The sequence below is a fragment of the Streptomyces paludis genome (assembly GCF_003344965.1).
GTDB lineage: Bacteria > Actinomycetota > Actinomycetes > Streptomycetales > Streptomycetaceae > Streptomyces > Streptomyces paludis.
On sequence record NZ_CP031194.1, the window covers coordinates 2,068,303 to 2,086,317 of the forward strand.

General features: G+C 71.0%; 18 protein-coding genes. 3 read left to right on the forward strand and 15 right to left on the reverse strand.

Annotated elements, in window-relative coordinates; translation table 11 throughout:
- Positions 1–77: 77 nt before the first annotated feature.
- From DVK44_RS08935 to DVK44_RS36700, 6 genes are all read right to left on the reverse strand, one after another.
- Positions 78–731, reverse strand: coding sequence for a histidine phosphatase family protein (locus DVK44_RS08935; protein WP_114659167.1), 654 nt, complete (start codon positions 729–731; stop codon positions 78–80).
- Entirely contained in the window at positions 728–1,201 is a 474-nt protein-coding gene (rsfS, locus tag DVK44_RS08940) for a ribosome silencing factor (RefSeq protein ID WP_114665008.1), read from the reverse strand. Before rsfS ends, DVK44_RS08935 begins: the two co-directional genes overlap by 4 nt.
- 176 nt (positions 1,202–1,377) lie before the next feature.
- Entirely contained in the window at positions 1,378–3,093 is a 1,716-nt protein-coding gene (locus DVK44_RS08945; RefSeq protein ID WP_114659168.1) for an LCP family protein, read from the reverse strand.
- Between the two features lie 19 nt (positions 3,094–3,112).
- Positions 3,113–3,763 (reverse strand): nicotinate-nucleotide adenylyltransferase, encoded by a 651-nt coding sequence (gene nadD, locus DVK44_RS08950; RefSeq protein ID WP_114659169.1) that lies wholly within the window; start codon positions 3,761–3,763, stop codon positions 3,113–3,115.
- Between the two features lie 35 nt (positions 3,764–3,798).
- Complete coding sequence (locus DVK44_RS36695) at positions 3,799–3,960, reverse strand: hypothetical protein (RefSeq protein ID WP_181957433.1); 162 nt, start codon at positions 3,958–3,960, stop codon at positions 3,799–3,801.
- A gap of 100 nt (positions 3,961–4,060) precedes the next feature.
- Complete coding sequence (locus DVK44_RS36700; protein ID WP_181957434.1) at positions 4,061–4,213, reverse strand: hypothetical protein; 153 nt, start codon at positions 4,211–4,213, stop codon at positions 4,061–4,063.
- Between the two features lie 152 nt (positions 4,214–4,365).
- Here DVK44_RS36700 and DVK44_RS08955 point away from each other — a divergent pair, with 152 nt between their 5' ends.
- Positions 4,366–5,490: a M48 family metallopeptidase gene (locus tag DVK44_RS08955; RefSeq protein ID WP_114659170.1), complete on the forward strand. Its 1,125-nt coding sequence runs from the start codon at positions 4,366–4,368 to the stop codon at positions 5,488–5,490.
- Between the two features lie 24 nt (positions 5,491–5,514).
- Here the strand turns inward: DVK44_RS08955 and DVK44_RS08960 are convergent, their stop codons facing one another.
- The 5 genes from DVK44_RS08960 to proB form a co-directional block, all read right to left on the reverse strand.
- A complete protein-coding gene (locus tag DVK44_RS08960) occupies positions 5,515–6,693 on the reverse strand; it encodes an SCO2583 family membrane protein (protein WP_114659171.1) in 1,179 nt (392 codons plus the stop codon).
- A 108-nt stretch (positions 6,694–6,801) separates the two neighbouring features.
- Positions 6,802–7,494 (reverse strand): SCO2584 family spore wall biosynthesis protein, encoded by a 693-nt coding sequence (locus DVK44_RS08965; RefSeq protein WP_114665009.1) that lies wholly within the window; start codon positions 7,492–7,494, stop codon positions 6,802–6,804.
- A 132-nt stretch (positions 7,495–7,626) separates the two neighbouring features.
- The gene (locus DVK44_RS08970) at positions 7,627–8,910 is read right to left on the reverse strand and encodes a glutamate-5-semialdehyde dehydrogenase (RefSeq protein WP_114659172.1); all 1,284 of its coding nucleotides are present in this window, start codon (positions 8,908–8,910) and stop codon (positions 7,627–7,629) included.
- A gap of 127 nt (positions 8,911–9,037) precedes the next feature.
- Complete coding sequence (locus DVK44_RS08975) at positions 9,038–9,604, reverse strand: hypothetical protein (RefSeq protein ID WP_114659173.1); 567 nt, start codon at positions 9,602–9,604, stop codon at positions 9,038–9,040.
- A gap of 143 nt (positions 9,605–9,747) precedes the next feature.
- Entirely contained in the window at positions 9,748–10,884 is a 1,137-nt protein-coding gene (gene proB, locus DVK44_RS08980) for a glutamate 5-kinase (RefSeq protein WP_114659174.1), read from the reverse strand.
- A 413-nt stretch (positions 10,885–11,297) separates the two neighbouring features.
- On the opposite strand from proB, the gene DVK44_RS08985 reads away from it, so the two are divergent.
- Positions 11,298–13,358, forward strand: a complete 2,061-nt coding sequence (locus DVK44_RS08985; RefSeq protein WP_231717281.1) for a glycosyltransferase family 2 protein — start codon at positions 11,298–11,300, stop codon at positions 13,356–13,358.
- 80 nt (positions 13,359–13,438) lie between these two features.
- Positions 13,439–14,038, forward strand: coding sequence for a dTDP-4-dehydrorhamnose 3,5-epimerase (gene rfbC, locus DVK44_RS08990; protein WP_114659176.1), 600 nt, complete (start codon positions 13,439–13,441; stop codon positions 14,036–14,038).
- A 104-nt stretch (positions 14,039–14,142) separates the two neighbouring features.
- Here rfbC and DVK44_RS08995 read toward each other — a convergent pair whose 3' ends face one another.
- The 4 genes from DVK44_RS08995 to DVK44_RS09010 form a co-directional block, all read right to left on the reverse strand.
- Positions 14,143–14,937: a class I SAM-dependent methyltransferase gene (locus DVK44_RS08995; RefSeq protein ID WP_114659177.1), complete on the reverse strand. Its 795-nt coding sequence runs from the start codon at positions 14,935–14,937 to the stop codon at positions 14,143–14,145.
- An 83-nt stretch (positions 14,938–15,020) separates the two neighbouring features.
- The gene (gene rfbD, locus DVK44_RS09000; RefSeq protein ID WP_114665010.1) at positions 15,021–15,920 is read right to left on the reverse strand and encodes a dTDP-4-dehydrorhamnose reductase; all 900 of its coding nucleotides are present in this window, start codon (positions 15,918–15,920) and stop codon (positions 15,021–15,023) included.
- Positions 15,917–16,915 (reverse strand): dTDP-glucose 4,6-dehydratase, encoded by a 999-nt coding sequence (rfbB, locus tag DVK44_RS09005; protein WP_114659178.1) that lies wholly within the window; start codon positions 16,913–16,915, stop codon positions 15,917–15,919. The genes rfbD and rfbB overlap by 4 nt, the downstream gene beginning before the upstream one ends.
- A complete protein-coding gene (locus tag DVK44_RS09010) occupies positions 16,912–17,979 on the reverse strand; it encodes a glucose-1-phosphate thymidylyltransferase (protein WP_114659179.1) in 1,068 nt (355 codons plus the stop codon). The genes rfbB and DVK44_RS09010 overlap by 4 nt, the downstream gene beginning before the upstream one ends.
- Positions 17,980–18,015 lie beyond the last annotated feature (36 nt).

The window sequence follows — 18,015 nt, forward strand, 5'->3', positions numbered from 1 at the left end:
CGCGCTGCGAACAAGAAGAACTTTAGCCTGTGACCTGCCGGAAAGCGAAATCCGGTGCTGCCGCCTCCCGGGACCGCTCAGACGTCGTCGCCGAGGACCGGTTCCGGGAGGGTGCCGGCGTTGTGTTCCAGCAGCCGCCAGCCGCGCGCGCCCTCACCGAGGACCGACCAGCAGCAGTTGGAGAGCCCGCCGAGTCCTTCCCAGTGGAACGCCTCCAGGCCGAGCAGCCGGCCGATGGTGGTACGGATCGTGCCGCCGTGGCTGACCACGACCAGGGTGCCGCCGTCGGGCAGCTGGTCGGCGTGCCGGAGCACCACGGGCGCCGCCCGGTCGGCGACCTCGGTCTCCAGCTCACCGCCGCCGCGCCGAATGGGCTCGCCGCGCTTCCACGCCGCGTACTCCTCGCCGTACCGCCCGATGATCTCGTCGTGGGTCAGCCCCTGCCAGGTGCCCGCGAAGGTCTCGCGGAGCGCGGCGTCGTGCTGGATGCCGAGGCCGGTGACCGAGGCCAGCTCGGCGGCGGTGGCGGCGGCCCGCCGGAGGTCGGAGGCGATGATCGCGTCCGGCTTCAGCGAGGCCAGCAGCCGGGCCGCGCGCCGGGCCTGCGCGACGCCCTCATCGGTCAGCTCGATGTCCGTGGTGCCCTGGAAGCGGCGTTCCAGATTCCAGGCCGTACGGCCGTGGCGCCACAGGACGATACGGCGGCCCCTGCCGCCCTGCGCGCCGTTCAGCTCAGCTCACCGTCCGCGTCACCGGCGATCCCGGCGTGGGCGGCGGGCTCGCCGGTGACCTCGCCGTTGACCTCGGCGTGCTCCTTGGCCTTGCCGCGGGTCTTGACGGCGTCCTCGGGCAGCGGCAGCTCGGGGCAGTCCTTCCAGAGCCGCTCCAGGGCGTAGAAGACGCGCTCCTCGCTGTGCTGGACATGGATGACGATGTCCACGTAGTCGAGGAGGATCCAGCGGGCGTCACGGTCGCCCTCGCGGCGCACCGGCTTGGCGCCCAGCTCCTTCTGGAGCCGCTCCTCGATCTCGTCGACGATCGACTTGACCTGTCGGTCGTTGGGCGCGGAGGCGAGCAGGAAGGCGTCGGTGATCGACAGCACATCGCTGACGTCGTACGCGATGACGTCGTGCGCGAGCCGGTCCGCGGCCGCCTGGGCGGCGGCGTTGACGAGCTGGATGGAACGATCAGTTGCGGTCACTGGCAGGCTTTCGTAGACGGTCGTGGAGAAGTCCAGGGTCTCACGGACCACCGACAGCCGACGCAGCCCCGGGCGCGACGCGGGCGCGGGCACGGGAAGGGCGCCGGGCGGGGACCGTTCCCCCTGCCCGGCGCCCTCCGGCGGCATCCGCCCGCACCCGCGCCGCTCCGGATCGGCTAGTCGACCTTGTAGTCCTCGCCGAGGACGACCGACACATCGGCGTTCGCCGCCGTCTTGCCCTTCTCGACCGCGCTGTCCGGCAGCGAGAGCGTCTTGGCGACCTCTTCCGCCCGGTCCTTGTTCTCGTCGTCACCGTAGGTGACGCGGGAGGACGTCACGACCTCGGCGGTCCCCGCGTCCACGAAGGTGTAGCCGCCGTTGACCAGGGCGATACGGGCGGACTCCGCCGCGTCCTGGTCGCCGCTCGCGTTCTTGACGCCGACCCGGGCCGCCGCGCCCTTCTCGGGGGCGCTGACCGAGCCGCCGAGGATGTCCTTCACCACGCTGTCCGAGGTCTCCTCGCTGAGCGTGCCGTCCTCCTGTACGGGCAGGAGCGTCGTCTTGTAGTCGCCCGCCTTGGCGTGCTCGGCGAGCTTGGCCAGGGAGGCGCCGAGGTCCTTCTCGGGCAGCGAGGGGTCGAGGATCTGCCCCAGCGTCTCGACGGTGAGCGTGGCGGACTCCGCGTCGCTGGAGAGCTTCCGCAGCGCGCCCTGGATCACCTGGCCGAACCGCTGGAGCTGCTTGGCCTCCTCCTCGCCCGGGGCGCGGTAGGTGGCGTACGCGACGGCGGCCTTGCCGCTGAGCGTCTGCTGCTCGCCCTTCTTCACCAGCGGGTCGTCGCCCTTCTTCGCGCCGGGCACCTCCGCGTCGGTGTCCAGGTCGATGCCGCCGACCAGCTCGACGAGATTGTCCAGATAGGGCGTGTCCAGCCGCCAGGTGCCGGAGATCTTGGTGCCGAAGAGGGTGCCGATGGACTCGCGTGTGGTGTCCGAGCCGTCCTCGTCCACGGACTTGCCGAGCGTGACGGAGGTGCCGTCGTCGGCGGCCACCGAGAGGGAGTTGGGCAGCAGCAGGGTGGAACCCTCCCCGGCCGTGGAGTTGTTGACCAGCAGCGCCGTGGAGGTGCCCTTGTCCTTCGTGTTGTGCATATGGACGACGATCACATCGCGCTTCTGCGGTCCCGACGCCGTGCTCGCCTTCTTCTCCGAGGAGGAGAAGCCGGGCAGCAGACCCGCGTACCAGAGGTAGCCGACACCGCCGAGGACCACCAGGGCGAGCCCCACGACCATCGCCACGCCGCGGCTGCGGCCCCGGCGCTTGGCCTCCTCACGGCGCTCGGAGCGGCTCTCGGTGAAGTTGAGCCAGTCGATGACGTCTTCGGAGGACTCGTTCGGCTCCTCTATGAAGGAGAACTGCTCGGTCTTGTAGTCGCGGTCCCCGGCCGTCTGCTCGGACCCGGCGGCGGGCGCCTTCTCCCGCTCGGCGGCGGCCGGTTCGGGCGCGGCGGGTGCCGGGGCCGGGGGCGCCGGCTCGGGGGCGGGCGCAGGGGCAGGCACGGGCGCGGGGGCGGCCTGCTGCTGGGGCTGCGCCTGCTGCGGCTGGGGCTGCTGCGGGACGCTCCACTGCTGCTGGCCCGCGTCGTAGCCGTAACCGGTGTTCGCGTACCCCTGCTGCGCGTACTGGCCGTACTGGTCGTACTGCTGCTGAGCCTGACCCTGCTGGGCCTGATCCGGCTGGGCGTACGGGTCGTAGCCGTACCCCTGCTGCTGTTGCTGGACTTGCTGCTGCTGAGGCTGCTGGTACACCGGCTGCCCGTACTCGTCGTATCCGACGATCTGGGGCTGCGAGTAATACGGGTCGTACGGCTCGTACGGCTGCTGTCGGTCGTTCACCGGTGCCCCTCTCCGCGGCTCATTCGCCGCGGTACAACTGCCGCTTGTCGATGTAGCGCACGACTCCGTCCGGCACCAGATACCAGACCGGATCGCCCTTGCCGACCCGGTCCCGGCAGTCGGTGGAGGAGATCGCCAGCGCGGGGACCTCGACCAGGGAGACACCGCCCTTGGGCAGTCCGTCGTCCGTCAGATCATGGCCCGGCCGGGTGACTCCGATGAAATGGGCGAGGGCGAACAGCTCCTCGTGATCACGCCAGCTCAGGATCTGGGAGAGCGCGTCGGCGCCCGTGATGAAGAAGAGGTCCGCGTCGTCGTTGAGGGTCCGCAGATCCCGCAGCGTGTCGATCGTGTACGTGGCGCCGCCGCGGTCGATGTCGATCCGGCTCACCGAGAACTGCGGGTTCGACGCCGTGGCGATGACCGTCATCAGATAACGGTCCTCGGCCGGCGACACCGCGCGCTGACTCTTCTGCCACGGCGTCCCGGTCGGCACGAACACCACCTCGTCGAGGTGGAACAGGGCGGCCACTTCGCTGGCCGCCACCAGGTGCCCGTGGTGGATCGGGTCGAAAGTACCGCCCATCACGCCGAGTCGGCGCTTACCGCTGCCTGACCCGGTGTCGGGAACGACGGGACCGGGACCGGTGGACGCTTGCTGCTCTCCCATGCGTCCAGAGCCTACTGGCACCGGATCCCGGCCTGTCAGCGGTCGCGGTTGAAGCGGGTGGTGACCCACAGCAGCAGGAGCAGCGCGAAGAGCGCGCCGCCGCCGGTGAGCAGCGGGTTGAGGCTTTCGTGGTTGCCGCCGTGTTCGCCGCCCTCGGCGAGCATGACCAGATGGGCGGCGGTGCCGTTGAGGCTCATCTTCTGCGGGCCCTTTTCTTCGGGGGTCTGGGGTCGGGGAAGTCGGAGCTGAGACTTCGGGCACATCGTATGCGGGGGGCCCGGGCACGCTCACGCCGACTCAGTCGTTGTGATCGTTGTCGCGGTATCCGCGCAACAGGAGCCAGGCGAGCAGGGCGGCGCCGACCAGGGCGACGACCAGCACGATGCGTACCGTATTGCCCGGTCCCTGCTGGTCCGATGCCGCGGCGAGCAGTGTGGTGGTGTCCGGCATGTCGGTGGTGCTCCTCGGTCATTTCGGGCCGGGGCCCGGGGTCCTCCCCCCGGGAAACCCGGCCGCGGGCCCCCGCCACACGGTAGCGCCAGCACCTAGGCTGGGGGCCGTCAGGGGGACGAGCCTTGGACTCGTACGAACAGGGGATATCCATGACGACAGACGACAACCAAGAAGCGGCCGGTCATGAAAGCCTGCCGAGCAGACAGCGCAGGCGCTTCCCGGGGATCTCCTCACGGGCGTACGAACACCCGGCGGACCGCTCGGCGCTGGTCGCCCTGCGCAAGCTGAGCGGCTTCGACACGGTCTTCAAGGCGCTCAGCGGACTGCTGCCGGAGCGCAGTCTGAGGCTGCTGTTCCTCTCCGACTCCGTACGGGTCAGCGACGCGCAGTTCGTCCATCTGCACGCCATGCTGCTGGACGCCTGCGCCATCCTCGACCTGGAGAAGGTCCCCGCCATGTACGTGGCGCAGGACCCGAAGCCCAACGCGATGTGTATCGGTCTGGACGAGCCGATCATCGTCCTCACCACGGGGCTGGTGGAGCTGCTCGACGAGGAGGAGACCCGGGCGGTCGTGGGCCATGAGGTGGGCCACGCGCTCTCCGGTCACTCGGTCTACCGGACGATACTGCTCTTCCTCACCAACCTGGCCCTGAAGGTCGCCTGGATCCCGCTCGGCAATGTCGCGATCATGGCGATAGTGACGGCGCTGCGCGAGTGGTTCCGCAAGTCCGAGCTGTCGGCCGACCGGGCCGGGCTGCTGGTCGGGCAGGACATCCAGGCGTCGATGCGCGGGCTGATGAAGATCGCCGGTGGCAATCATCTGCACGAGATGAACGTGGACGCGTTCCTGGCCCAGGCCGAGGAGTACGAGGCGGGCGGGGATCTGCGCGACTCCGTGCTGAAGATCCTCAACGTGCTGCCGCGCAGCCACCCCTTCACCACCGTGCGGGCCGCCGAGCTGAAGAAGTGGTCCGAGAGCCGCGACTTCCAGCGGATCATGGACGGCCACTACCCGCGCCGCTCGGAGGACAAGGACACCTCGGTCACGGACTCCTTCCGCGACTCGGCCTCGCACTACGCGGACACGGTGCGCGGCAGCAAGGACCCGCTGATGAAGCTGGTCGGCGACATCGCGGGCGGCGCGGGCGATCTGGGCGGCAAGCTGCGCGACAAGTTCACGGGCGGCGGCGGCAGCCGTCCGTCCAACAACGGACACAGCGGCGACGGCGAGAGCGACGGCGGCGGCAAGAGCAGCGGGTCCGGTACGTCCTGACGCGCGCGGGTGGCGGGCCGGCTCTCAGGAGGCCGGCCCGCCACCCGTCAGCGTCGGCTGCGCCAGCGGGGAGAGCGTGCCGCACATCGCGGGCGCCACCGGACCGGCCGTGTACGGGTCGGTCGCGGCCGGGTTGTGCGGCTTCGCCCGCTCCCCCGCCAGCAGCGGACGCAGCGTCCGCGGCACCTCGGCCGAGCACTCCTGGGGCCCGGCCTGCGCCGTGCTGCTGACCAGCACCGTATGGCGCCTGGGCAGATCGTCCGCGGTGAACCGGAAGCTCAGCTCCCGCCGTACGGTGAACAGCGACGCGTCCCGGACCGGACCCGCCACGGACCGGTCCGTGGCCCCGTCGCCGGGGCCGGCCGGCCGCAGCGCGTAGACGAAGACATGGTCCGAGACCACCTCCAGCGTCCCGGGCGAGGTCTCCTGGTACGTCAGGGTGCCGCGCACCCGCACCTGCGAGTCGGCGCGCGCCACCGTCGCCGGGTCGAAGCGCACGAGCCAGCCGATCGGGTCGTGCCGTCCGTCGGCGGCGGGATCGGTCAGCCCGCGGTCGAACTGCCCCTGCTGCTCCGGGTCGAGCAGCACCCGTACGGGCCGTACGGTGCGGCCCATGAGAACGTCCGGGTCGAGCGAGGACGCCACGAGATAGTCCTTGACGATCGTCAGCGCGGCCATCACCTGCCCCTCCGCGAACTCCCCGGTGGCACGGGCGCCCGGCAGGGTGATCCCGGCGGCCCCCTCCCGGAACCGCGCGGCGGGGCTGTGCGCGAACAGCTCGTCGGGGGTGCCGCCCGGCACCCGCCCCTCGGGGACCAGCGGGAGCACCGAGATCCGCGCCTGCTCGACGGCGCGCAGGGGCGGCGGCCGGTAGGGATTGCGCAGGCCCAGATAGACCGCCGTACCGAAGGACAGCACCAGCACCATGAGCAGCAGCAGAAGCTGCTTGGGGCCGTTGCTGAAGCGCCCCCGGCCGGTCTGCGCGCCGCCCCGGTCGCCGCCGCCGGCCGGGTCCGGCGCGGGCTTCGGCTGCACCTTCCGTACGGCGTGGGAGTGGTCGGTCATGCGCTCGCGCGCGGAGTACTCCTGGAGGCGGGCAGCGCGGATGAACGACTCGTCGAAGACGGTGGATCGGTACTCGTCGTCCTCACCGCGGGGGGAGCCTTCGGGTTCCCCTTCGGGAGGGTCTCCGTGCCCTGCCATACCTTCAGGTTAGGTCGGAGAGGCCGAACGTAAACGCCGTGGCAGCCGACGGGTTCCGGTGGGGCCGCACTCACCCGTTCGGGTAACACCCCCGGTACGGGGCCGGGTTCAGGGAGCGGGCGGTACGGCCGAGACGGCCGGCGCCGGCCGGATCGCCGCGGCGCCGTGGCTCGCGGTGGGGTCCGGGGCCGTACGGTCCGGGGCCGTGGCGTCGGCTGCCGCGGGCGCGCCGTCGGTGGCCGCGGAGTGCGGCGCCCCGACCGACGGGCCGGTCGTGCCGTGTTCGCCCATACCGGTCGTGGCGGGCTGCGGCACCTGGTCGTCGCGGCCGCCCGCCGAGGCGCCCCGGTAGACGGCGGTGAAGGCGAGGGCGACCATCCCGATGCCCATCAGCAGCGCGAGCAGCCAGGCGACGGGCCGGTGCCAGCGGGCACTGCCCCGGTAGGGCCGCAGGGTGCCGCCGTGGCGTCCGTAGGGGCCGGCGTCGCCGTCGGGGTCATCGGGGTCGTATCCGTACTCGTGGCCGTACTCCGGGCCGTAGGCGCCGTCCCTGCCGTACAGCTCGTCGTACTGGTCGTCGTCGTGCGGTCCGCCGCCGGACCTCGCGCGGGCGGCCTCGGCCTCGGCGCGCGCCTGGGCGGCGGCGAGCAGCCGTTCCACGGCGGAGGGTTCATGGATGGTGGCGGATCTGACGAATTCCTCGTCGAAGACCACGGGGGCGAAGTCCTTGTCCGCGCCTCCGCGGTCGTCGTCGGGCTCGCGGCCGTCAGGAAACGGCCTGCCCCCCACGTCGTCCGGCACCTCTTCAGAGTAGACCGGGGACGTCGCTTTGGGCAGGCGGAGTCCGAACTCTCCCGGGTTGGCGTTCATCACATGAACCCGGGAGATCCCGTTCCCGAAGGCGCCCCCGGCTGCTGACCGGGGGCACGCCCCCTACCGGATGTGCCCGTCCCCGGTGACGATGTACTTCGTGGAGGTCAGCTCGGGCAGCCCCATCGGGCCCCGGGCGTGCAGCTTCTGGGTGGAGATGCCGATCTCGGCGCCGAAGCCGAACTGGCCGCCGTCGGTGAAGCGCGTGGACGCGTTCACGGCGACCGTCGTGGAATCGACCAACTGGGTGAATCTGCGGGCGGCGGCCTGCGAGGTGGTGACGATCGCCTCCGTATGGCCGGACGACCAGAGCCGGATGTGCGCGACGGCCGCGTCCAGCGAGTCCACGACCGCGGCGGCGATGTCGTACGAGAGGTACTCGGTCTCCCAGTCCTCCTCCGTCGCCGGTACGACCGTCGCCTTCGTCCCGGCGGCGTACGCGACCACCCGCTCGTCGCCGTGCACGGTCACCCCGGCGTCCGCGAGCGCGTCGAGCGCGCGCGGCAGGAAGGCCGCCGCGCTGTCCTGGTGGACGAGGAGCGTCTCGGCGGAGTTGCAGACGCTGGGCCGCTGCGCCTTGGAGTTGATCAGGATGCCGACGGCCATGTCGAGATCGGTGTCGGCGTCCACGTACACATGGCAGTTGCCGGTGCCGGTCTCGATGACCGGGACGGTGGAGCCCTCGACGACGGTACGGATCAGGGAGGCGCCGCCGCGCGGGATCAGTACGTCGACCAGCCCGCGGGCCCGCATCAGCTCCCGCACCGCGTCCCGGCCCTCGCCGGGCACCAGCTGCACGGCGTCGGCGGGCAGCCCGGCGCCGCCGACCGCGTCGCGCAGGACGCGGACGAGCGCGGTGTTGGAGGCGATCGCGGACGACGAGCCGCGCAGCAGCACGGCGTTGCCCGACTTGAGGCAGAGCGCGGCGGCGTCCACGGTGACGTTGGGGCGGGCCTCGTAGATGATGCCGACCACGCCGAGCGGCACCCGGACCTGCCGCAGATCGATCCCGTTGGGCAGGGTCGAGCCGCGGACGACCTCACCGACCGGGTCGGGCAGCGCCGCCACGTCCCGTACGTCCGCGGCGATGGCCCTGATCCGCTCCGGCGTCAGCGTCAGCCGGTCGATGACCGACTCGGCGGTCCCGGCCTCCCGGGCGCGCGCGACGTCCTCCGCGTTGGCGGTGACGATCTCGTGGGTACGGACCTCCAGCGCGTCGGCGATCGCCAGCAGCGCGTCGTCCTTGGCCGCGCGCGGCAGTGGCGCGATATCGGCGGCCGCGGCGCGGGACCGGTAGGCGGTCCTGGCGACCGGGGTGAGGTTGTCGTACGGAGAGAGCGAGGTCATGCCCGCAGGGTAATGCGCGCCCTGCGGGCATTCCGCACGTATTCCGCACTCCGAGACGGCTGCCGCGCTCCGGGACGGCCGGCCGCCCGGGTCGGACCTGTCGCCCGGGTCGGACCTGCCGACGAGATCAGAAGGGATGGACCCCGACCGTCGCCGCCGGGGGCGGACCGCACCCTTCCGCTATCCGCAGGTGGTACGTCTCGCGGTCGATGACCTCCAGCCCCACGATCTCCCACGGCGGGAGCTTCGCGGTGGAGCGGTGCTCGCCCCAGAGCCGCAGCGCCACCGCGGCGGCGTCGTGCAGGTCCCGGGCCTCCTCCCAGTACCGGATCTCCGCGTGATCGTCCGCGTATCTGCTGGTCAGCAGGAAGGGATGGTCATGCGCGAGCTGCTCAAGACCGCGCCGGACCTCCGCCAGCGGGGCCTGCCGGCCCGAGACGCTCAGCGTGATGTGCCACAGCTTCGACACGGGACGCTCCGTCGCGCCCGTGCCCGTAGCCGTCGAGGAGACGTCACCGGCGTCGCCGATGCCGTCAATACTGTCGATGCCGTCGATGTCATGGAAGTTGTCGGAATCGCCGAAGTCGTCCCCCGCTTCGACGCTGGTCAGGGCCCGTTCCTCGCCCTTGGCCCGCCGGGCTCGGGCGCCGCCACCAGTCCCTCGGGGCAGCGCCCCCGGGCGCGCTCGTCTCACCAGCGGCCTCCTGTTGCTGCGTCGTCGTGCCGTCCCCCGCCTGTACCCCTGGGACAAAGTTGACCAGTACCGGGCGGGACGTGGGGCGGTTTTGGTGAAGGTCCCTGCCCCAAGTCCGGAGTTTCAGCCGTTTCAGGTCCGGGTCAGGGATGCAGGATGACCAGATCGTCCCTGTGTACGACCTCACGCTCGTAGGCGGGCCCCAGCTCACGGGCCAGCTCACGGGTCGAGCGGCCCAGCAGCTGCGGGATCTCCTTGGCGTCGAAGTTGACGAGTCCACGGGCCACCGCGCGGCCCTCGGTGTCCCGCAGCTCGACCGGGTCGCCCGCCGAGAACTCGCCCTCGACGGCCGCGATCCCGGCCGGCAGGAGCGAGGTCCGCCGCTCCACCACGGCCCGTACGGCGCCGTCGTCCAGGGTGAGGGCGCCGAGCGGGGTGGAGGCGTGCGCGAGCCACAGCAGCCGGCCCGCCGAGCGGCGCCCGGTGGAGTGGAAGTACGTACCGGTGTCCCGGCCCGCGAGGGCGTCGGCGGCGTGGCTGGCCGAGGTCAGCACCACCGGGATGCCCGCCTCGGCGGCGATCCGGGCGGCCTCGACCTTGGTGACCATGCCGCCGGTGCCGACCCCCGCCTTGCCCGCGCTGCCGATGGAGACACCGTCGAGGTCGGCCGGGCCGCGCACCTCGGCGATCCGGGAGGTGCCGGGGCGGCTCGGGTCACCGTCGTACAGCCCGTCGACGTCGGAGAGCAGGACGAGCAGATCGGCCCGTACGAGATGGGCGACGAGCGCGGCCAGCCGGTCGTTGTCCCCGAAGCGGATCTCGTCGGTGGCGACGGTGTCGTTCTCGTTGACGACGGGGACGGCGCCCATGCCCAGCAGCTGGTCGAGGGTGCGGTAGGCGTTGCGGTACGAGGCCCGGCGGCTGGTGTCGTCCGTGGTCAGCAGCACCTGCCCGACCCGGACGCCGTAGCGCGCGAACGAGGCGGTGTACCGGGCGACCAGCAGCCCCTGCCCGACGCTGGCCGCGGCCTGCTGGCGGGCCAGGTCGCGGGGGCGGCGGGCGAGGCCGAGCGGCGCGAGCCCGGCGGCGATGGCGCCGCTGGAGACGAGGACGATCTCCCGGTCGCCCTCGCCGCCGCCCTCACCCGGTCCGTATGTCCGGCCCCGTACGGTGGCGAGCGCGTCGACCAGGGCGTCCACCCGGTCCGCGTCGAGTCCTCCGGAGGCGGTGGTGAGGGACGAGGAACCGACCTTGACGACGATCCTGCGGGCCTGTGCCACCGCGTCCTGCCGTGCCGCTGCCACCGTGCGCCGCCCTCTGCTCTCGTATCGCTGCTGATCGTGCCGCTCACGCGGCGCTTTCGTGTCGCTTGCGCGCAGCCGTTTCCGGTGGTCCAGCGTACGCGGGCCCGGCCTGGCGACGGCGGTGCATTTCAGTGGCTGGGACATGGGCCACCGGAAGACGGCAGGAGCCCGGCAGATCGGTGGCCATCAGGTCAAAGTCGCGTCAACAGAGCAACCGGACCGCCACGCGAGATGTCTTGCAGGTGTACCAACAGTGTGGGAAACCGCTCGGCCGTGCAGCGATCCGCTGAACGGGACGGCGCCCGCAGTCTCGGCCGTAACGGCGAATCTGCCACTGAAGCTTCTAGAGAATCACACACGAGATGGGCCATTGGTAAATGCCAGTAAAAGTGAGCGTCGTCATTCCGGTGTACAACCCGGGGAAGTACATCGACCCCTGCGTTGAATCACTGCTGGCCCAGACGCTGCCGGCCAATGAATTCGAAGTGCTTTTCGTCGACGACGGCTCGACGGACGACACTCCGGACCGGCTGGACAAACTGGCTGCGGAGCACCCCCATTTCCGCGTGATCCACATCCCCAACTCCGGCTGGCCCGGGAAGCCCAGGAACATCGGGGTCGCGGAGGCGGCGGGCGAGTACGTGCACTTCGTGGACCAGGACGACCACCTGGCCCATGACGCGCTGCGCCGGCTCTACGCGATCGGCCACCGCAACGGCTCGGACATCGTCATCGGAAAGGTCGCGTCGAATTTCCGCGGTGTGCCGCACGGCGTTTTCCGGGTCACCCGCGAGAAGTGCGATCTGACCGATGCGCCCCTCTACGACAGCCTCACCCCGCACAAGATGTTCCGTACGGAGTTCCTCCGCGAGAACGGCATCGCGTACCCCGAGGGAAAGCGCCGGCTGGAGGACCAGCTGTACATGATGCAGGCGTATTTCCCGGCCAAGGTCGTCTCGATCCTGGGGAATTACACCTGCTACTACTACTCGAAGCGGGACGACGGCAAGAACGCCGGATCCACCCGGATCGTGCCCTCCGGGTACTACGGCAACCTCCGCGAGGTCCTCGAAGTCGTCGTGAAGAACACTGAACCGGGTGAATTCCGGGACAGGCTGCTGCGCCGCTTCTACCGGGTCGAGATGCTCGCACGGCTCAGCGAGCCGTCGGTGCTCAACTACGAGCCGGAGTTCTTCGCCGAGATGTGCGACGCGATCCAGCCACTCGCCAGGGACTTCATGCACGACGGGGTGCACAACGGGCTCGGCGCGCTGACCCGGCTGCGCTCCACCCTGCTGCGCGCCGACGACCGCGAGGGCCTGCTGAAGGCCGCCCGCTTCGCCAAGTCCGTGGTGGGCGCGGCCCGTCTGGAGGACTTCGCCTGGGAGCCCGACGGCCGGATCGCCCTCACCCTGACGGGCCGGCTCGTGCACGGCGAGGACCGGGAGCCGCTGCCGTTCCTGCGCCGCGACGGCCGGTACTACCTGCACCCGGAGCTGACCTCGGACTTCCTGCCGGACGGTGAACTGCTGGACGTCACCGACGACATGGACGAGTTCAAGGGCGAACTCTCGCTGCGCAACCGGGAGACGGCCGTCGAGTGGCAGTGCCCGGCGGAGTTCACCACCAAGTTCGAGAAGCGCAGGAAGACCACGGGCGACAGCTCCGGCAGCGGCGGCGGCGACACGACGGAGGACATCTACGAGGTCGTGCTGTACGGCTCCGGCCATATCACCAGCGAGGCCGTCAAGGGCCGCGGCCGGGTCTCCCGGGGCTTCTGGGACGTCTGGGTGCCGCTGCGCGGTCTGGGGCTGGTGCGCAAGGCCAGGCTCGGCGCCGACCGGGCGCCGCAGGTCGACGCCAAGTGCCTGCCCGCGCAGCTCGGCGAGCCCGCCCGGGCCGTCATCCCGTACTTCACCCACCCGCACAGCAATCTCACCCTCGATGTCGCGGGCCGCGGCAAGAAGCTCGCCCCCTATCTGGCCGACCGGCCCGTCCTCCGGATGCCGGGCAACCGGCCGGAGCTGCGCCTCGACATCTTCACCGGCACGGCGTCCGGCTCCCGCCCGGTCGAGCTGGTCGTGACCGGCGCGGACGGCACCGCCCGGACCGCCTCCGCGACACTGCGCCCCGATTACGGCCGGGCCCATCTGGTGGTGCCCGAGCAGGTCACGGGGCTGCCCGCGGGCCCGGCGCGGCTGTCCGTACGGCTGGACGGCAAGAAGCCCCCGGCGCTGGACCTCGGCGAGGTGCCCATCACCGAGGGCGGCCGGATCCGGCTGGACCTCAGCGATCTGCCCGAGGTTGACCCGCTGCTCGTACGGGTGGCGGCGGTGCAGCGCCGCAGGGCGTCCGTACGGCGGCTGCTCCGCTCGGTGGGCGGCCCGATCGTGCGCCGGCTGCCTCCGTCGACGCGCAAGCGGGTACGGCGCCTCGCGGCCCGGTTCTGACCGGCGCACGCCGCCTCTCCGCCTCTTCCCCCCTCTCCCTCCTTCCCTCTCCTCCCGCTACAACGCAAGGATGTGATCACGTGCGGCAGCTCTCCGTCGAAGGGGCCTGGGTGCATGAACCGAGGCTCTTCCCGGACAGCCGTGGCAGCTTCCACGAGTGGTTCGGTGACGAGGACTTCACCAAGTCGGCCGGACACCGGCTGAACCTCGCCCAGGCCAACTGCTCGGTGTCCAGCCGGGGCACCCTGCGCGGCGTGCACTTCGCCGATGTGCCGCCGAGCCAGGCCAAGTACGTCAAGTGCGTACGCGGCGCGGTCCTCGACGTGGTCGTGGACATCCGGGTCGGCTCGCCGTCGTTCGGGCACTGGGAGGCCGTACGGCTCGATGATGTCGACCACCGGTCGCTGTATCTCGCGGAGGGGCTCGGGCACGCCTTCATGGCGCTGACCGACGACGCGACGGTGATCTACCTCTGCTCGGAGGGGTACGCGCCCCAGCGCGAGCACGGCATCCATCCGCTGGACCCGGCGCTGGGCATCGAGTGGCCGGCGGACATCACCCCGCTGCTGTCCGACAAGGACGCGGCGGCCCCGACCCTCGCCGAGGCACGGGCCCAGGGCCTGCTGCCGTCGTACGAGAGCTGCCGGGCGTACTACGCGGAGCTGGCGGCCCGGGGCTGACCTGGCCAGGACGGCGGTACGGGTGAGGGCCCACGCGATCGGATCGCGTGGGCCCTCACCCGTTCGGTCTATCTGTCACCGGCCCTGTGGGGGCGCCTCCGGCGTCAGCCCGTGACGGCTTCGATCTGCCGGCGCAGCGGGACGAAGGCGGAGCGCGGCCGACGGAGGTTACGGGCGCGGACCAGCCCCGGCCAGAAGGGGGCGCGGAGCAGTTCCTCGGGCCGCACGGCGTTCTTGCGGGCGAGGATCTCCTCGGGGACGTCCTGGGGGTCCGGGACGACATACTCCTCGATGATCTTGTCGTACGCGTTCTTCAGCACGGTGCTGTCGGGGTTCGCGCCGAAGACGGCCACGACCCCGGTCGGCGCGGTGTCGACGTCGACCACCAGCAGGTCCGGGCGGTAGCGCCGGAGGACCTGGGCGACCTTGTAGACATCACCGGCCCAGAACTTGGTGTGGCGGTCGCGGGCGGCCTCGTCCACGTCGCGCGGCAGCATGTCGTCCAGGACGATCACGCTGGACCAGCGGGAGTGCTTCTCGACGTTCATGAAGTCGCGCAGCGCGAACTCGAAGAGGTGCATGCCGTCGATGAACGACAGCTCCAGCTTCGGGTCGCCGCCGAAGAGGTTGACCGGGTCGCGGCGGGCCAGCGCGCGGAACGGGTTGCGGCCGTTGCGCAGATGGATCAGCGGGTCCTTGCGGGCGAAGAAGTCGTCACTGGTGGCTCTGACCAGATGGACGTCGCAGCTGATGTCCGTGACCACCCGGAAGGCCGGGTCGACGGCCACGGAGGGAGCCCGGGAGAGCGCCAGACTGCGACCGTCGTTGACCCCGATCTCCAGGTAGGTGCGAGGGTTGTAGACACGGTGCAGGTGGCGCAGGAAGCCGTGGCGATCCACGTAACAGGCCCTTCACTGAGAATCAACTACCAGTGGTTCGATTCGAAGTGAACCTAGTAGTCATACGCGGCATACGTAAACATCTACTGGCCGGTAACACCCTTTTGGCGCTCGGCTTTCAGCAATTCGGGGAGCGCTTCGGCAAGCGCTGTCCGCCAGTCCCTGATCGGCTCGATTCCGGCCCCTTTCCACCTCTCGTGCCCCAGCACGCTGTACGCCGGCCGGGGGGCCGGCCGGACGAACGCGGCGCTGGTCGTCGGGCGGACCCGGGCGGGGTCCGCGCCGAGCAGCCGGAAGATCTCCTGGGTGAAGCCGTGCCAGGTGGTCTCGCCGCCGCTGGTGCCGTGATAGACGCCCGGCGCGGCCGTTCCCGCGAGCGCGCCCCGGCCCAGCCGGACCAGCTGGGCGGCGAGGTCGGCGGTCCAGGTGGGCTGGCCGCGCTGGTCGTCCACCACGTCCAGGGTGTCCTTGACGGACTCCAGTTTGATCATCGTACGGACGAAGTTGGGGCCGCCCGCTCCGTACAGCCAGGCCGTACGGACCACGTAACCGCGCTCGGGGAGCGTGTCGAGCACCGCGCGCTCCCCGGCCAGCTTCGTACGCCCGTAGGCGCTCAGCGGGCCGGTGGCGGCCTCCTCGGCGTACGGCACGACGCCGTCGCCGGGGAAGACGTAGTCCGTGGAGAGCTGGAGCAGGACGGCGCCGGACTCCCGGCACGCCCCGGCGAGGACCCCGGGCCCGGTGCCGTTGACGGCGAGGGCCTCGGGCTCCCGGCTCTCGGCGTCGTCCACCGCCGTCCAGGCCGCGCAGTTCACGACCACGGCCGGCGTGTGGGCCGCGAGGGCCGCGCGGACGGCCTCCAGGTCGGTGATGTCCAGCGCGGCCCGGTCCAGGCCGGCCGCGTCCTCCCCGGCGGTGGCGAGGGCGGCCAGCAGGTCCTGGCCGAGCATGCCGCCGGAGCCGGTGACGAGCCAGCGGCTCACAGCGCGGCCCGCGCCTTCAGCGGCTCCCACCAGGAGCGGTTCTCCCGGTACCACGCCACGGTCTCGGCGAGGCCGGTGGCGAAGTCCTTGCGCGGCGCGTACCCCAGCTCCTCGCGGATCTTGGCGCAGTCCACGGAGTAGCGGCGGTCGTGGCCCTTGCGGTCGGTGACGTACTCGACGCTGGTGTCCCAGTCGGCGCCGCACGCCTCCAGCAGCAGCCCGGTCAGCTCCTTGTTGGACAGCTCGGTGCCGCCGCCGATGTTGTAGACCTGCCCGGCGCGGCCCTTCGTACGGACCAGCTCGATGCCCCGCGCATGGTCGTCGATGTGCAGCCAGTCGCGGACGTTGCCGCCGTCGCCGTAGAGCGGGACCTTCGCGCCGTCCAGCAGGTTGGTGATGAAGAGCGGGATGACCTTCTCGGGGAAGTGGTGGTGCCCGTAGTTGTTGGAGCAGCGGGTCACCCGCACATCGAGCCCGTGGGTGCGGTGGTACGAGAGGGCGATCAGGTCGCTGGACGCCTTGGCCGCCGAATAGGGCGAGTTGGGCGCCAGCGGGTCGGTCTCGGGCCAGGATCCCTCGTCGATCGAGCCGTAGACCTCGTCGGTGGAGATATGCACGAAGGTGCGGATCCCGGCGCGGTGGGCGGCGTCGATCAGGGTGTGGGTGCCGACCACGTTCGTACGGACGAACTCGGCGCCGCCGTCGATGGAGCGGTCCACGTGCGACTCGGCGGCGAAGTGCACCACCTGGTCGTGCTCGGCCATCAGCTTGCCGACCAGCCCGGCGTCGCAGATGTCGCCCTGGACGAAGGCGAATCCGGGGTGGTCGCGCACCGCGTCGAGATTGGCCGGATTTCCCGCGTAGGTCAGGGCGTCGAGCACCGTGATGGCGACATCGCCGGCGCCCGGGAAGCCCGGCTCGCGGCCGAGCACCGTACGGACGTAGTGCGAGCCGATGAAGCCCGCGCCTCCGGTGACGAGAATCCTGTCGGTCATGAGCTGATCTGCACCTTGCTGTGGTCACCGAGGACGAGTCGGTGGGCGGACGGGGTACGGGGCGCGGGGGTGATCTCGACATCGCGGCCGATGAGCGACGCCTGCACCCGGCGGACGCCGGTGATGGAGGAGCCCCGGAGGACGATCGAGTACTCGATCTCGCTGTCCTCGATCCGGCATCCCTCGGAGATGGACGTGAAGGGGCCGATGTAGGCGTCGTGGATCACCGTGTCCGCGCCGATGATGGCGGGTCCGACGATACGGCTGCCGGTGACCCGGGCGCCCGCCTCGACCCTGACCCGCCCTATGATCTCGGTCGCCTCGTCGACGCTGCCGTCGCGGCAGGGCTCCACGGTCTCCAGCACCGAGCGGTTGACCTCCAGCATGTCCGTGACATTGCCGGTGTCCTTCCAGTACCCGGAGATCGTGGTGGAGCGCACATCGCGCCGCTGGTCGATCAGCCACTGGATGGCGTGGGTGATCTCCAGCTCGCCGCGCCAGGAGGGCTCGATGGCGCGTACGGCCTCGTGGACGGCCGAGGTGAAGAGGTAGACGCCGACGAGCGCGAGGTCGCTCTTGGGCTTCTCGGGCTTCTCCTCCAGGGCCACCACCCTTCCCGTGCCGTCGAGTTCGGCGACGCCGAAGGAGGTCGGGTTGGGGACCTTCGTCAGCAGGATCTGCGCGTCGGGCCGCTCCGCGCGGAAGCCGTCCACCAGCCCGGCGATGCCGCCGACGATGAAGTTGTCCCCGAGGTACATCACGAAGTCGTCGTCCCCGAGGAAGTCCCGCGCGATGAGGACCGCGTGGGCCAGCCCCAGGGGGGCGTCCTGCTGGAGATAGGTGACGTTTATGCCGAACTGCGAGCCGTCACCGATGGCTTCCTTGATCTCCGCCGCGGTGTCGCCGACGATGACGCCGACCTCCGTGATGCCCGCCTCGGCGATGGACTCCAGCCCGTAGAAGAGCACTGGCTTGTTCGCCACCGGGACGAGCTGTTTCGCCGAGGTGTGCGTGATCGGGCGCAGGCGGGTGCCTGCCCCGCCGGACAGTACGAGTGCCTTCACTATCCCCATCCGATTGCTGAGCGCGATGTACGCGTC

What these genes read in the sequence shown, in the direction of transcription:
- DVK44_RS08955 (WP_114659170.1), top strand. Translation starts at nt 4,366, where the DNA reads ATGACGACAGACGACAACCAAGAAGCGGCCGGTCATGAAAGCCTGCCG.
- nadD (WP_114659169.1), bottom strand. Translation starts at nt 3,763, where the DNA reads ATGGGAGAGCAGCAAGCGTCCACCGGTCCCGGTCCCGTCGTTCCCGAC.
- rfbB (WP_114659178.1), bottom strand. Translation starts at nt 16,915, where the DNA reads ATGACCGACAGGATTCTCGTCACCGGAGGCGCGGGCTTCATCGGCTCG.
- DVK44_RS36695 (WP_181957433.1), bottom strand. Translation starts at nt 3,960, where the DNA reads ATGAGCCTCAACGGCACCGCCGCCCATCTGGTCATGCTCGCCGAGGGC.
- DVK44_RS08970 (WP_114659172.1), bottom strand. Translation starts at nt 8,910, where the DNA reads ATGACCTCGCTCTCTCCGTACGACAACCTCACCCCGGTCGCCAGGACC.
- DVK44_RS36700 (WP_181957434.1), bottom strand. Translation starts at nt 4,213, where the DNA reads ATGCCGGACACCACCACACTGCTCGCCGCGGCATCGGACCAGCAGGGA.
- DVK44_RS08960 (WP_114659171.1), bottom strand. Translation starts at nt 6,693, where the DNA reads ATGGCAGGGCACGGAGACCCTCCCGAAGGGGAACCCGAAGGCTCCCCC.